The 13,814-nt window shown below is 55.6% G+C and carries 13 protein-coding genes and 2 tRNA genes; 4 read left to right on the forward strand and 11 right to left on the reverse strand.

Translation table 11 applies throughout. From position 1 onward, the window contains the following. Positions 1 to 45 precede the first annotated feature (45 nt). Both IK012_RS13400 and IK012_RS13405 read left to right on the forward strand, forming a co-directional pair. Positions 46 to 492: a hypothetical protein gene (locus IK012_RS13400; RefSeq protein ID WP_290955435.1), complete on the forward strand. Its 447-nt coding sequence runs from the start codon at positions 46 to 48 to the stop codon at positions 490 to 492. 9 nt (positions 493 to 501) lie between these two features. After that, positions 502 to 1,440 (forward strand): biotin--[acetyl-CoA-carboxylase] ligase, encoded by a 939-nt coding sequence (locus IK012_RS13405; RefSeq protein ID WP_290955437.1) that lies wholly within the window; start codon positions 502 to 504, stop codon positions 1,438 to 1,440. 179 nt (positions 1,441 to 1,619) lie between these two features. Here the strand turns inward: IK012_RS13405 and IK012_RS13410 are convergent, their stop codons facing one another. From IK012_RS13410 to IK012_RS13430, 5 genes are all read right to left on the reverse strand, one after another. Then, complete coding sequence (locus tag IK012_RS13410) at positions 1,620 to 1,850, reverse strand: hypothetical protein (RefSeq protein WP_173378431.1); 231 nt, start codon at positions 1,848 to 1,850, stop codon at positions 1,620 to 1,622. Continuing rightward, positions 1,837 to 2,730 (reverse strand): UbiA-like polyprenyltransferase, encoded by an 894-nt coding sequence (locus IK012_RS13415; protein WP_290955440.1) that lies wholly within the window; start codon positions 2,728 to 2,730, stop codon positions 1,837 to 1,839. The genes IK012_RS13410 and IK012_RS13415 overlap by 14 nt, the downstream gene beginning before the upstream one ends. Beyond that, the gene (locus tag IK012_RS13420; RefSeq protein WP_290955442.1) at positions 2,724 to 3,347 is read right to left on the reverse strand and encodes a UbiX family flavin prenyltransferase; all 624 of its coding nucleotides are present in this window, start codon (positions 3,345 to 3,347) and stop codon (positions 2,724 to 2,726) included. Before IK012_RS13420 ends, IK012_RS13415 begins: the two co-directional genes overlap by 7 nt. After that, positions 3,344 to 4,057, reverse strand: a complete 714-nt coding sequence (locus IK012_RS13425; RefSeq protein ID WP_290955443.1) for a ubiquinone/menaquinone biosynthesis methyltransferase — start codon at positions 4,055 to 4,057, stop codon at positions 3,344 to 3,346. Before IK012_RS13425 ends, IK012_RS13420 begins: the two co-directional genes overlap by 4 nt. 172 nt (positions 4,058 to 4,229) lie before the next feature. Further along, positions 4,230 to 6,560 (reverse strand): CotH kinase family protein, encoded by a 2,331-nt coding sequence (locus tag IK012_RS13430; RefSeq protein ID WP_290955445.1) that lies wholly within the window; start codon positions 6,558 to 6,560, stop codon positions 4,230 to 4,232. A 371-nt stretch (positions 6,561 to 6,931) separates the two neighbouring features. On the opposite strand from IK012_RS13430, the gene IK012_RS13435 reads away from it, so the two are divergent. After that, positions 6,932 to 7,004, forward strand: a tRNA-Phe gene (locus IK012_RS13435). Positions 7,005 to 7,089: 85 nt separating this feature from the next. Here IK012_RS13435 and IK012_RS13440 read toward each other — a convergent pair. Continuing rightward, positions 7,090 to 8,253 carry an HD domain-containing phosphohydrolase gene (locus IK012_RS13440; protein ID WP_173378436.1) on the reverse strand — a complete coding sequence of 388 codons (1,164 nt, stop codon included), beginning with the start codon at positions 8,251 to 8,253 and terminating at the stop codon, positions 7,090 to 7,092. Between the two features lie 96 nt (positions 8,254 to 8,349). Here IK012_RS13440 and IK012_RS13445 point away from each other — a divergent pair. Next, positions 8,350 to 8,430 (forward strand) — tRNA-Ser (locus tag IK012_RS13445). A gap of 170 nt (positions 8,431 to 8,600) precedes the next feature. Here the strand turns inward: IK012_RS13445 and IK012_RS13450 are convergent. The 5 genes from IK012_RS13450 to mreC form a co-directional block, all read right to left on the reverse strand. Beyond that, positions 8,601 to 9,326, reverse strand: coding sequence for a ComF family protein (locus tag IK012_RS13450; RefSeq protein WP_290955448.1), 726 nt, complete (start codon positions 9,324 to 9,326; stop codon positions 8,601 to 8,603). Between the two features lie 65 nt (positions 9,327 to 9,391). Further along, complete coding sequence (gene rodA, locus IK012_RS13455; protein WP_290955450.1) at positions 9,392 to 10,645, reverse strand: rod shape-determining protein RodA; 1,254 nt, start codon at positions 10,643 to 10,645, stop codon at positions 9,392 to 9,394. Beyond that, complete coding sequence (gene mrdA / locus IK012_RS13460) at positions 10,642 to 12,495, reverse strand: penicillin-binding protein 2 (protein ID WP_290955452.1); 1,854 nt, start codon at positions 12,493 to 12,495, stop codon at positions 10,642 to 10,644. Before mrdA ends, rodA begins: the two co-directional genes overlap by 4 nt. Beyond that, positions 12,488 to 12,979: a rod shape-determining protein MreD gene (gene mreD / locus IK012_RS13465; RefSeq protein WP_290955454.1), complete on the reverse strand. Its 492-nt coding sequence runs from the start codon at positions 12,977 to 12,979 to the stop codon at positions 12,488 to 12,490. The genes mrdA and mreD overlap by 8 nt, the downstream gene beginning before the upstream one ends. Beyond that, complete coding sequence (mreC, locus tag IK012_RS13470) at positions 12,969 to 13,799, reverse strand: rod shape-determining protein MreC (RefSeq protein WP_290955456.1); 831 nt, start codon at positions 13,797 to 13,799, stop codon at positions 12,969 to 12,971. The genes mreD and mreC overlap by 11 nt, the downstream gene beginning before the upstream one ends. Positions 13,800 to 13,814: the final 15 nt, after the last annotated feature.

The following is a 13,814-nucleotide window of genomic DNA, read 5'->3' on the forward strand; positions in this document are numbered from 1 at the left end:
TGCGCGGCTCTTTTCTTTTTTGAATCCTGAAACTATATTATGGGTATGTTTACGAGAATACACAAAATTCTCCTTTTTACCGGAGTGCTCACTGGCGCCCTGTTTTCAGCCGTACCCGCTGCCGACAAGGACATAAACAAGCCCGTAAGCGATGCCGAAATTTTCCGTCCCGAGAAGCGTGAGACGAGGGTTCAGCTCGTCGATTCGAGCAAGAGCAATTCCATCATGCTCAACGTTGACATTTTCGGGAGCCTCGACGTGCAATCCTACTACATCCTGTGGGATAACGTCGACCTGTCTGAAGACCTCAAGAAGATGATGACCACGCGCGACTTCGCTCGCGACGAATTCTTCATGCAGAACATCGATCGCGAGCAGTTCGAACAGGAACGCATGCTGCAGCTGTTCGAAGACCGCAAGCGCGACTTCTTCGCCATATTCCCCGAAGAGGCGCTCAAGGAACTGCAAGAAAAGGAAGAGGAAGACAAGTAGACTGGCCTGTTGAGCCAACATGTCATTCTGAGCGGAGCCGCAGGCGAAGTCGAAGAATCCAGTACAAATTCCAGTATGTTTTCCCGCGAACGTGATTTTAATGAATGGAACCTGTGCGGGTTCGGCGAGGCGCCCGCGTTCCTCTACGAGAACATCGAAAGCACGCACAGCCTCATGAAGTCGCTCGCCACCGCAGGGCAAATCCCTCCGGGCACGCTCATCGTCGCAGATTCCCAGAGCGCAGGCCGCGGGCGACACGAACGCACGTGGAACTCCCCCGCCGGCAAGAACATCTACTTCAACATCCTCATCCCGTTCGAGGGCATTCCGCTGGCATCCGCACCGCAAATCACGCAGGTAGCAGCGCTCACCTTCGCCGAAATATTCCGCGACCTGCAAGACAGTTCCAACGCGCAGGGGCTCGGCAATAACGAAATCGGGAAAGTCGCCGTCAAGTGGCCCAACGACATTCTGTGCGGCAAAAGCAAATTCTGCGGGATCCTCGCGGAACTAGTTTATATAAAATCCGCCGCCGGGCAGGTCGCACCCGCCATCAGCATGGGCGTCGGAATAAACGTGAACAGCGACGCCAGCGACTACATAAGCCTCGGGCGCCCCGTCACCACGCTCAAGGAAATCGCGGGCCGCGAAATAAACCGCGAAAAGTTACTCCAGATGCTCATCGCATGCCTGGAACGCGCCCTCGGGCAGTTCAGGGCCTTCGGGATAACCCCGTGGGTGGCCGCCTGGCGCAAGATGGACCAGTTCATCGGCGCGCGCGGCACCATCGTCGCAAACAACCACTGCACCGACGACAACCGCGACGGCGGCGCAGGCGTACAAAAGAAAACAGGCCGCATCGCCGACATGCGCGACGACGGAAGCCTGCTATTCGAATGCGACGACGGAACCACGGAAGTCGTCTACAGCGCCGATTTGGAAATCTAAATCAGAAGCATTTTCAGCAACTCTTTTCCTAGCTTATAAAAAAAGAGAAGCCCCCTTTGTGGGGGCATCCCTTTTTTCTTAGGAGGAGAACTTTGTATTCTAAAGATACATCCTTATTCAGGATTTGTACACAACTTTTTTGTCCGGCCGACGCAAGTGTGATTTGGAACAAACAAGCCTTATTTCAGCTTGCCCTTGAAGTACATACTCCCGGCCAGCGACACGGCGAGCACCACAATCATCGCGGTAAGGCCCATGTCCGCGAGGCCCTCATATTGCCCCGCAACGCCCGTCTCGATGAGAATCACGAACAGGAGCGCAAGCACAGCGCCCACGGAACCCATCTGCTGGAACATCTTGACCTTGTCTTCGGTCGTAAACTTGCCATTCGTTTTTTTAATAAAGGACATTGACGTCTCCTCCCAAGCAAATCCATACGATGAGTCCGGCCATCACGAGCACGCTTATGGCGACATTCGCCAAGAAAAAGTCGCGGTTCATGGCGTCGAGATCGTCGGACTTGCGGAACAAATGTATATAGAGCACGGCGGCGGTCATGAGCCCGGTCACAATCCACCAGGGGATGCCCATGTTCCACACGAACCCGAAGGCGACACAGAGCGCGAGCATCGCGATGTGGCTCCAGAAGGCGATCTGCAAGGCGCGCTTGCGGCCAAAACGCGCGGGCACCGAATGGAGTCCCATCGCGCGGTCGATTTCTTCGTCCTGCGTGGCGTAAATGATGTCGAAACCGCCCATCCAGAGCATGAGAATCACGAGCAGGAATATCGGGAACACCGCAAACTCGCCGCGAATCGCAATCCAGGCACCGAGAGGGCTCATGCCGATGGCAAAGCCCAAAAACCAGTGGCACAGCCAGCTGAAGCGCTTCCAGTAGGAATAAGAAAGCAGCAAGAGCCACACGGGCAGGGCGAGCATGCCGGCAAGCGGCTGCAGGAGCCAGGCGAACAGCACGAACAGCGCACCGTTTATGGCGAGGAAGGCGATTACGGACTTCTTGCTCAGGCGCCCCGCGGGCAGGTGGCGCCCGGCCGTACGCGGGTTCTTCGCGTCGATTTCGGCATCGGCGATGCGGTTGAAACTCATCGCGCTGTTGCGGGCGGTCACCATGCAGCCCACGATAAGCAGGACAATACGCAGGGCCTCGGCCGCAGTCATGTCGCGGAAGCCGTTAGCGGCCACCCACATGGAACCGAGCGCAAAGGGCATCGCGAAAAGCGAGTGGCTGAAGCGCACCATGTGGCCAAATTCAAGAATTTTTTTTAGCATATAACCCTTCCGACGGTATTTTCCGGCACGAAGTCCACAGGTATCCCATGTTCCGGAGAGCCTCCGTCCCACGGCTTCACGATATCCGCACCCTCCGGAAGAGCGCCCAGGTGCTTCAGGACCTTCGCGACCACAGTATCGACCAGATCCTCGACAGTCGCGGGCCTGCTATAGAACTGCGGGGACGCCGGAATTACCACCGCGCCCGCACGGGTCACGCGTTCCATGTTTTCGATATGGATGAGGTTGTACGGCATCTCTCGCGGGACAATCACCAGCGGGCGGCGCTCCTTGAGGCAAACATCCGCAGAACGCACCAGCAGGTTGTCCGAAGTTCCCGCAGCGATGCGCCCGAGCGTCCCCATGGAACACGGCACCACCGCCATGCCCGCATAGTCGGCAGACCCGCTCGCGCATTCCGCAAAAAAATCATCCACCTTGTAGAGCTTGTCGGCAAGGCCGAAAAGCTCATCCTGCCCTTCGTATTCCACGACCTCGCGACCCGGCGCAGTCACTATGAGCGAGACATTGTGCCCGAACTTTTTCAGGTGCATCGCCGTGCGGGCCGCATAGATTGCACCGCTCGCGCCCGTCACCCCGAGGATATAGCGGCTCATGCGGCACCTCCCGCGGGTGCGTTTTCACCCGAAACAGAGCGGCGCAAAAGTACACGGTACGCCACCCCGAAAAAGCAGGGTTTCACGTGCACGAGTTCAAACCCGTTCTTTTCCGCCAGCGCGACAAAGTCCGCCACCGGCAAAAAGCGTATAATCGAATTCACGAGGTACTCGTAAGCATCGCGCTTGCTAAAGAACGCGCCGAGCACCGGGATAAACAGGGGCGCAAGCCTCCTGTAGAAAGACTTGTTGAACGCGTTCCGCGGCGAAAAGAACTCGAGCACCTGCAGGTAGCCTCCATCGGAAAGCACACGCGCGGATTCCCGCAGGCCGCCTTCCGCATCAGGGAGATTGCGCATGCCAAACCCGTTCAGAACCACATCGAACGAGCCGTCCGCAAACGGCATCTTCATCGCGTCGAGCTGCACGGGAACGGCCGACGTCTTCTTGCCCGCGGCCCCCTTCAGCATGCCGTACGAAAAATCGCCTAGAATGGCGACATCCTGCGTGCCGTTGAATTTCTCGTAAGTCGCGGCAAAATCGCCCGTCCCGCCGCACAAATCGAGCAGTCGCCTGCCGGGGCGCACCTTCCGCAGTTCGCGGCAGCAGCTCCTGCGCCATAAAATATCCTGGCAGCAACTCAACGCATGATTCAAGAAATCATAGCGGTTTGCAATTTCGTCGAACATTTTGCGCACGGGACTCTTCATGCGCACAAATTTAGAAATTTCAATCTGTGAGCCGAAGGCGGTTCGTATTAACGAACCGTCGTAGGCGAGAGCGAGCGAGTAACCGGAGGTCTTGAAACCCGAAACGTCGAGCGAGCGGTATGAAAAGCGCGGACTTAAAAGCCCGCGCAAAAATTTCGAACCAGTCGGTTTATTACTTGAATTTCGCAGTAACCGTCACGCCGTCCTTAATCGTCACACGGCAGGTGGTTTCCGGCTTGCCTTCCACGGGTTCGCAACCCGACCAACCGTCAAACACGGAACCACCCGAAGGCACAGCGGTCAGTTCCATCTGGATATCCTTAAAGAACTTGCCCCTGTAGTTGGTAGAAGTCGACGTGCTGCCCGGGAGCTTCATCCCTTCCATCAGCACAGCGCCCTTGCTCGAGGAGATAGTCACCTCAACCATATCACCGAGGTCAAATTCGCTCCTGTACTGTTCCAAAATCTCGCGGTCACGAGCTTCAGCCCAATCCGTAAGGTTCGAGTTAGAGACCGTAAATGATCCGTAGCCGCGCTCCTTCTGACCATTTTCCTTAAGGTCTCTTTCGGCTTCAGCTTCATCAATGGAACCTGCCATCTTGGCACGCACCTTCTCGACCACATCGCGATTCAGGTAATTTTTCAGCATCACCGCAGAATGGTTGATGAACAGGCGCTTGAAATCCGGGTTCTTGATTAGGCGATTGTAAAGCACATGGAAGCAGTGGGCCTTATCGCCGGTGAAGTCCTTGTCGCTATCCGTATGGCACTTTCCAGCAGGACGTCCACCCTGCTTGACCCACTTAAACATGTTCGTGCCCTCTCCGAAACCATCTACGTTCCAACCCCAGACAAAGCCATGGTCCAAGTCGTAAACCATGAACTTCCATGTCTGATCCGGGGTTCTCCAGGCACGCACATTGTTGTTCGGCCAGTCACCATTGTGGATGTATATTTCAGCAGCCATGTAGTCTGCGAAATTGCCGACATCCATCATCGTCTTGATGTATTCGTACTTGTCGTTATTTTCTCCGCTGAAATCGTTTGCGGCAGCGTAATCCAGCAAGGCGATGTAATCATCGGTAGTGCCGTTGCTTGCCGTAACCTTTTCGGTAAGGTGCTTGACCATATTCACGGTCGAAGCGTCTATACCATAGTTCGATTCAACGTAGTTCTTGTTGAAGCGTTCACGCATGTCGTGAATACCGAAGTATTCGCCATTGTAGTACACCACCACCTGGCGGCTGCGCTGGTAATCGACACCGCTTCCTTCGAGGATGGCGCCACCCAAGGCATCAGCAAAATAGTCGCTCACAAAGCGGTTTCCGTTGTTGCGGAGGTTAAATGCCTTGTACTTGTCATTTTCGCTCTTGCGGGTATCGAACAGCGAGTAATGCAACCAACCATCCTGGTATTCTTCACGCATCACGATGGCGACAGACTTCTTGCGTTCCAGACGGCTGTAGTTACCCATCATCGAAATACCGGCTTCGATTTCCCAAGTAGCCTTGGCTGTAGAACTACCCTTTTCAAAGTATTCCACGTGCACCGGGAATTCGACATCTTCATAAAGTCCAGAAGGTGCGGCATCCGGATTGTCGGCATTCGTGTGGCCGGGTTCCGGCTGAATATAGTGCTTGTGGAAGAACTGCGGGTCTACGCTGATAGCCACCACCGGCATGCGGACCGACTGGTTGATAAAGAACGTCTTAGTCACCACTTCCGTCGTGAGCGAACCATCCTTGAAGGCGGAGCAGCGGAACGGAGTGCTCTTGTTGAAGGTAATCGGGCTGTTGAATTCCGGCGAGGACTTGGTCGGCTCAGAACCATCCTGCGTGCAGCGAAGCTTGACTCCGGAGGGCACGGACGGCGGATTGATAGTCACAGGCTCGTTACTGAAAGCGTTGCCCAACTGGCTCAAATCGATGCGCGGTGCAATGCCGTCATAAGCTGTAGAATTCGTATTGGGAGCCTCGGGCGTCGGCTTTTCGAAATACTTCCAGATGCCGCCGTCGGTAATACCCCAGCTCATGTTGCCAACCGTAATGGCGGGATACCTCACGGAGTCGCGGATACCGTATTCCCTGTCAATCAGGTAGACCGCACCGCCATCCTTTTCAAGTTTCCAGTTCGTATGGAGGCGATTATGCCTGTTTTCGAAATCAGCCTCTCCGCTGACTTCGACACGGTTCTTCTTGTCACAGTATACGATGCGGAAAGACTTCGCTGCAATCAGCTCGTCACCGAACACCCACTTGCGAGGTTTTTCAAGGGATTCAACGAGGGAATAGTCCTTCAAGTTCGCCGATTCACTGCCGGCATTGTAAATTTCAACCCATGCCGGATCGTCGCCGTCTTCGTCAAGCCAAGTCAAGTTCACGGGCGAAATTTCGGTTATCACGAGCGCAGATTTACCAACCCACTCAGGCGTCGTATCCTTGGGCGGACGGACGTAGATCGTGTCGATAATCGTATCGCCATTCACAATCTTATGTATCGGCAAAGCGGTCGTCGAATCGGACGAACTCGAAGAGCCTGGCTTAGCCGATCCTTCACTGCTAGAAACTACTCCACCATTACTCGTTCCGGCTAAAGAGTCTGAACTAGGAACCAATACATCCGTACCACTATCGCAAGCAAACAATCCAAGAAGCAACGACCCTAGAGCGAAGATCCGGACAAGATTTTTTTGACTCATATAACAGCCTATAAAGAAGTTAACCACAACGAGACGCAAGCGTCTCTTCCGAACCCAATCAAAACATCCATCCTTAAATTTAGAAGAATTTGAAGAAAAAACAAAATTTTTTCGGTAATATTCTATTTACCCTTGACAAAAGTCACTTTTTCTTCTATCTTTGCGTCTACTAAATTGGTTCTGTAGCTGAGTTGGTAGAGCAGTGGACTGAAAATCCGCGTGTCGTTGGTTCAACTCCAATCGGAACCACGAAGACCCTCGATGAAAATCGAGGGTTTTCTTTTTTTTACGAAAGCAAAAAAATGCCCAATAAAGGCCAAATTTGCGGAAAAAATCAGAATCTGGGGGTATTGGCCTCGGCCCTTACCTGGCGGAGGCATGCGAAAATATCGTCCCAGTGCTCCACGAGCGCATCCACCAGCTCCGGCTGGAACTGCGTACCACGCTGCTTTATGAATTCCTCGCGGATTTTTTCTTCGGGCCAAGCAGCCTTGTAGCATCTCGGGCTCGCAAGAGCGTCCAGAACGTCCGCAACGGCGCAAATACGGCCCGCCAGAGGGATTTCGTCGCCTTCAAGGCCTCTCGGGTACCCGCAGCCGTCCCAACGCTCATGGTGGGACCCTGCAACCACGGCCGCGAACCGCAAAAGATCGCGCTTGGATTTCAGGAGGAGTTCCTCGCCCTTCAAGGCATGGGACTTCATCACCTCGAATTCGCCCTCGGTAAGCCTGCCCGGCTTGTTCAGGATGGCATCGGGAATGGCAACCTTCCCCAGGTCGTGCATCGGGGTGGCAAGCCTTATGCGGACGGCCTCTTCTTCGGAGACCCCGTAATAACGGGCAAGTTTGTACGAAATTTCGGCGACTCGCTGGATATGGTCGCCCGTCTCGTGGCTCCTGGATTCGGAAATATCGCCCAAAACGTGAATCAGTTCTTCCTGGGTAGCCTCGAGTTCTTCCTTGGATTCCTCGACTTCCGACGTAAGGCGGGCGGATTCCACCGTCTTGGCGGAATAGACTGCGGTAAGCGTAAGCCGCTCGAGATCCTGCCTAGAAAACACCTTCTGCTCGCCCTGCTTGTTTATGGCCTGGAAGACCCCCATCACCTTGCCCTGGGAATCAAACAAGGGAACGGCCATCACGGACGTCGTGCGGTAGTGCGTCTTTCCATCGCTCCTGCGATCGAACCTAGGATCAAGGTAGGCATCATCGACGAGCACCGGCAGCCCGTTCTTCACGGACCAGCCCACAAAGCCAGCCGCAATCGGGATGCGAAGTTCGTTCACCCCGTGCGCAACCTTTGTCCACAATTCCCCGCGGTCCTCGTCTATAAGCCACAGGGAACAGCGGTCGGCCATGACGATAGAACGACCCATGTCGGCCATAAGCACGAGCAGGTTCTCCATCTTCCTTTCCGCAGCGATCTTGGGCATATACGAGAAAAGAAGGTCAAGGACCCGCTTGTTCTCCAACACCTCGCTTTCGGAAATCGTCACCATGTAGTAAAAAATAATTAATGTTTCTCAAAAGTGATAAGCAAGGGGGCAAATCAATTGACGATTCTCCTCCAGTTTTTTATCGTTGGCATACTCCATGGAGGAATAGGCTAATTGGTAAGTCAGCGGTCTTGAAAACCGCCGCCGTAAGGCTTGGGGGTTCGAGTCCCTCTTCCTCCGCTACTTGAGCCGCTTCTCCACATAGTGGATAGCAGCAGCTAGGCAACAAGTTGCCAAGTTTTGTATAGCGGCAGTTACTAGTCAATAGTTACTAGTTAATAGAATTACGGGTTTCGAGAAGCATCTCGAAGCCTTTTTTTTACTAAAAAAAGGAATTCGGAACTACAAATTCAACCGCCATAGGCGGTATCCCACTCTATTTTGCAATCCGCGACGAAATCCATGACCGCCGTGACGGGTTCGTCGTAGAGGAGCGTGCAGACCTTCGTATCGAGCGGAAAATCGCGCCCGAAGGCCGAAATGCACGAAGACGTCGTAGCGCCAGTCGTATAGACGTCGTCCACCACGAAAACCGTCCCCCGCGCGGGCAGCTTGCGCGGCAAGTTCGCCTCGAAGGCGCCCGCCACGTTCCACTTGCGCTCCTCCCTCGAGAGTTTGGTCTGCGACACCCTGAAGTCCCTGCGCCTAAGCCAGTTGCACATGCGGCCCCCGGTACACGAGCAAAGCGCCGCCGCAATCCTCTGCGCCTGATTGTAGCCGCGTTCACGGTAGCGCGAACTGTGCAGCGGGACTGGGACAAAATAGAAGGGCTTGGCGAACAGGGCCATGGACTGCGCCACCCCGCCCGAACCGACGGCAGACGAACGCTTCACCAGGTACGACGCCATCCCCGAAAGCCCGCCGTACTTGAGCGCATGTACGAGCCTGCGCGTCAGGGGGCGCATCGGGAAAAGGCACATGGCGTCGGGCCCCGGGAACGAGTAGTCGAGCGATTCGCGCGAAAGTTCTTCCCTGCAGGCGGGGCACAGCCACGGGTCGAGCCGCTCGGAAACGCTACCGCAACCCAGGCATTCCATGCCGAAAAGAAAACTAGAACAACGACGGATAATTTCCATATCGAAACCGTCCTCCTATACATAATACGGTTTCGAGCCGAAAATAAGCCGAATCTATACTTTTTTTATTGGCGATTGCCCTGGTAGCGCATGCAGAGGATGCCCCCGACCAGCACCATGCAGGTCATGGCGAACGAACCGCCATACGAAAGGAACGGGAGCGGAAGCCCGGTCACGGGCATGAGCCCAACCGTCATGGCGATATTCACGATGATGTGGAAAAGGAATATCGTACAGGCGCCCATGGTGATGAGCGTTATGAACGGATCGGTAAACATCTTGCACGTCGAGCTCGCGCGCCACAGGAAGAGGGCGTAGAGCACCAGGATGAAGAAGCATCCGGCAAACCCGAACTGCTCACCCAGCACGCTGAAGATGAAGTCGGTATGTTCTTCGGGCAAGAACGCGAGGTTCGTCTGCGTCCCCTGGCCGAATCCCTTGCCCGTAAGGCCGCCCGAGCCGATTGCCGTCAAGGACTGCAACACCTGGTAGCCATCGCCCAGCGGGTCGCTCATCGGGTCGAGGAACGTGTTCACGCGCTTCTGCTGGTGCGGTTCGAGCATGTTCCACACCATGCTGCTCGCATAACCCGCAAGGATGTTCGCGGCAAGGAAAAATACGGTCAGCACCTTCGGCAGCTTGCGGCGTACAAGCGCAAAGACCACGGCGCAAATCAGGAGCCCCCACAGCACCTGGAACAAAATCGTCTGCGAATGCGAGAACAAGACCGAAAGCACCGGACTTGCGAGCAGGAACATGTCGGTAAGCGTGAGGCCCGCGAAAAAGAACGCGACATACGTGACCGCGATAAACACGAGCGCGGTACTCAGGTCGGGCTGCTTGAGGACAAGCGCGAAGGGAACGATGAACAGCAGGAACGGAACCGCAAAAGTCTTTATCTTGTACAGGCTCACCGGATGGTTCGAAAGCCAGTACGAAATCGTGAGCAGGTAGGCAATCTTCGCGAACTCGGATGGCTGCAGCTTGAAGAACCCAAGGTCAATCCAGCGCCCGGCACCCTTCGTCACGTCGCCCACCGATGAAAGCACGATGCACAGCAACACGAGCGAAACGATGTACAGCGGCGCCGAGATGCGCTTGAGCCAGTCGATCTTCAGGAACACGATGCCCGCGGCAAGCAGGCACCCGCCCAGGAAGTAGATAATCTGCTTGAACCAGAAGGACTCGTACACGGGCGTTTCCGCATTCGCAGTAGCCGAATAGACAAGACTCACACCGCACACCATGAGCGCAAGCGTGACGCCCAAAAAGAGCCAGTCCACCTTCAGTGACCTAGGGAGAAAGCGTCCAGGTTTCATTGCTTGTTCGCCTCCTCTTCTTCAAGCCCGAAATAAGCCATCATTACCTTGCGCGCAATGGGAGCAGCCTTCGCGCCGCCACCGCCCGCGGCCTCGAGAATCACGGCGACCGCGATTTCGGGTTCGTACAGCGGAGCGACCGCGGCATACCAGGCGTGCGTCTTCTCGCCCTTCTTCCATTCGCCAGAGCCGGTCTTGGCGCCCACGCGGATTCCCGGGAGCGCGCCGCGCTTACCCGTTCCACCCGGATGGTTCACCACGGAATCCATGGCGGCAAGGAGCACCCTGTGCGTCGAGGGCTTCATCGTCCCCGGGCGGATAACCTCGGGCTCGTAGCGGCGCACGACGTTTCCCTGCCGGTCGCGGAGCTCCTTCATGAAATGCGGCCTGTAGACGCCCTTGTTGGTCGCAAGCGAACCGATGAACGTCGCCTGCTGGAGCGGTGTCACCAGCTGGCCCTGACCGATGGAGAGGTTCAAAATGAGACCGCGCGCCCAGCGCCATCCCAGGCGCTTGTTCCTATGGTTGAACGAAATGGAATCCGGCAACCAGCCGCCCTTCTCGCCGGGAATGTCAATTCCCAGCGGGACCTCGCCATAGCCGAACCTGCGGGCGAACTCGTTTATACGCATCATGTCGATTTCGAGGCCCGCCTGGTAAAAGAACACGTCGCACGAAAGGCGCAGCGCATGCACCACATTCAGGTTGCCGTGCACGCCCCAGCACTTCTGGTAGCGCGCGCCGTACTGGTAGCCACCCGTACACGGCTTCGGGTAGTACTTCGATTCCGAAAGGATTCCGCTCTCGAGCCCAGCGCCCGCAGTCGCGAGCTTGAACACGGATGCCGGCGTATACAGGCCCGAAATCGCGCGGTTGGTGAGCGGACGCATGGAATCGAGCGCCACCTGCGCCCATCCCCTGTTGCGTTCGCGCTTCTTCAGCGAAAAGATATTCGGGTCCAGCCTCGGGGAACTCACCATGGCAAGGATTTCGCCGTTCCTCGGGTCAATCGCCACAAGCGCGCCCTTCACGCTGTCGGGAATGGCAGCCTCCGCGGCCTTCTGCAATTTCAAGTCTATCGTCGACACCAGGTGCAGTCCCGGAACAGGCGCGCGGCTTTCCACGCCCTTCACTTGCCCGACCTCGCGGCCCGACGCGTTCACTTCCACGAGCTTCATGCCATTCGTGCCGCGGAACTCGGTATCGTAGCCCTGTTCCAAACCCTTCTGGCCGACGCGGTCACCCTGAGAATATTCGGCGAACGCGGGCAACTTCAACTGCTCTTCAGAAATTTCGCTCGTATAGCCGAGCACATGCGAAGCAAGCGTGCCGTAGGGGTACTCGCGCCTGGATTCAATCACGGTAACGACGCCCGGGAGTTCCGAAGAATGCTCTTCGATAATCGAGACCTGTTCGGGCGACGCATCTTCCAAAATGCGGATGGGGCGGTTCTTGATCCACTTCGTCCTCTGGAAAGCGGTATCGAGCGAAAGCGAATCGAAAAGCCTCACGCCGTCCTTGTCCACGATATGCAGGAGCCTGTTGAAAATGGAGTCGCGAGCATCTTTTTTGCGCGGCAGGTGCATCGACTGCAAAGCAATCTGGTAAGAGGGCCTGTTGCGCACCAGAATCTCGCCATTGCGGTCGTAAATGAACCCGCGCTCGGCAACAAGTTCCACACGGCGCAGGCGGTTATTTTCGGAACGCTGCAAGTTCTCGTCGTAGTGCGTATACTGCAGGGAATAAAGCCTGATCAAAAGAACCGTGAACAAAATAATCACGGCGGCCATGAATACCAGCACGTTCCAGTTCCTGGTCTGGACACCATCGTTGTCCTGGATACTAAACATGCTTTTTCGGCTTCCCGATGGACAAGTGGAAAACAACCGCTCCCACAACCATGGTGTACAAGCACTCGGGAATCGTCTTGGAGAAGAACAGGTTCGTGACCACCTCCTTCTCGAGACCCGTGAGGAAGAAATACAGCATGTCGCACAGGAAGAACCCGAACCCGAGCACGCCCACCTTCGCAGGCAGGTTGAGCGTCAAGAAACGTTCTTCCAGCTGCCCGACGAGGAAGCCCAGAATGGTAAACGAAATCGTATTCGCGCCGAGCCATTCCACGGGAGCGTAGACATCCTGCGAGAAGCCCGCGATGAATCCCCAGAGCACGCCGGCAGCCGGACCGTGCTTGATGGCAACGGAAATAATGAAAATCAAAATGAAGTCGGGCCCAGCATCAAAAATGGCAAGCCACTGCGCGACGGTCGTCTGCATCACGAAGCACACGAGGAACAGCAAGCACACGTGGAGCCATTTCCAACTATTGTTCATCGAGCAGCTCCTGGATAATCCATTCCGGTTCTTTTTCCATCACGAACACTTCCTCCAGCGCAGTAAATTCCTGGAACGGGGAAACATCCATCTGGCGCATCACATCGAGATCGGACTTGCGCACCGCCTTCACAATCCCAACGGGAATGCCCTTGGGGAAAATACCGCCGAGGCCCGAAGTAATGAGCGTATCGCCTTCTTCGACGCCCGCATGCGAAGGAATCATCGCCGTAAGCAGGTGGCCATCCACAGATTCGAGGAAGCCCACCACGCGCGATTTCTTTTCGAGTACAGACAACTTAAGGTTCGGGTCCACGAGGAGCTGCACGCGCGAATGCGTGTACGCTGCCTTCGTAATTTTTCCGACAAGACCGTTCATGGAAAACACAGGCATGTTTTCTTTTACGCCGTGCATCGTACCGCGGTTGATCACGAGAGTCGTAAGGAACCTGCCCGGATTGTGGCCCACCACGCGCGCCGTAACAATGGGGTAATCCCACTTGTCATCGAACCGGACCAACGTGTGAAGTCGAGTCAGTTCCTGCAGGCCTTCGCTCGCATAATAGGTTTCCTGGCGCAGGCGCGCATTTTCTTCCTTGAGGTGCTCGTTTTCCGCAAGCACCGAACGGAAGGATTCGACCGAAGACACGACCCACTGTGCCGGATAGAACACGGTACCAAGCACAGTCGACACAATGCTCTGGCGCACGGTCAACGGTGCCTGCCGGATCAAAAAACCGAGCAGCAGAAAGAAGACAAAGGCGACAACGCCATGTCTCTGGGTAAACAGGTCTACAATGAAGCGGAATGCCCTAAGCATCGGACCCGAGTATCA

Source organism: Fibrobacter sp. (assembly GCF_017551775.1).
In the GTDB taxonomy this organism is placed as follows: Bacteria; Fibrobacterota; Fibrobacteria; order Fibrobacterales; family Fibrobacteraceae; genus Fibrobacter.

What these genes read in the sequence shown, in the direction of transcription:
- rodA (WP_290955450.1), bottom strand. Translation starts at nt 10,645, where the DNA reads ATGAAACCTGGACGCTTTCTCCCTAGGTCACTGAAGGTGGACTGGCTC.
- IK012_RS13410 (WP_173378431.1), bottom strand. Translation starts at nt 1,850, where the DNA reads ATGTCCTTTATTAAAAAAACGAATGGCAAGTTTACGACCGAAGACAAG.
- mreC (WP_290955456.1), bottom strand. Translation starts at nt 13,799, where the DNA reads ATGCTTAGGGCATTCCGCTTCATTGTAGACCTGTTTACCCAGAGACAT.
- IK012_RS13425 (WP_290955443.1), bottom strand. Translation starts at nt 4,057, where the DNA reads ATGAAGAGTCCCGTGCGCAAAATGTTCGACGAAATTGCAAACCGCTAT.
- mreD (WP_290955454.1), bottom strand. Translation starts at nt 12,979, where the DNA reads ATGAACAATAGTTGGAAATGGCTCCACGTGTGCTTGCTGTTCCTCGTG.
- IK012_RS13420 (WP_290955442.1), bottom strand. Translation starts at nt 3,347, where the DNA reads ATGAGCCGCTATATCCTCGGGGTGACGGGCGCGAGCGGTGCAATCTAT.
- IK012_RS13400 (WP_290955435.1), top strand. Translation starts at nt 46, where the DNA reads ATGTTTACGAGAATACACAAAATTCTCCTTTTTACCGGAGTGCTCACT.
- IK012_RS13415 (WP_290955440.1), bottom strand. Translation starts at nt 2,730, where the DNA reads ATGCTAAAAAAAATTCTTGAATTTGGCCACATGGTGCGCTTCAGCCAC.
- mrdA (WP_290955452.1), bottom strand. Translation starts at nt 12,495, where the DNA reads ATGTTTAGTATCCAGGACAACGATGGTGTCCAGACCAGGAACTGGAAC.
- IK012_RS13440 (WP_173378436.1), bottom strand. Translation starts at nt 8,253, where the DNA reads ATGGTGACGATTTCCGAAAGCGAGGTGTTGGAGAACAAGCGGGTCCTT.
- IK012_RS13450 (WP_290955448.1), bottom strand. Translation starts at nt 9,326, where the DNA reads ATGGAAATTATCCGTCGTTGTTCTAGTTTTCTTTTCGGCATGGAATGC.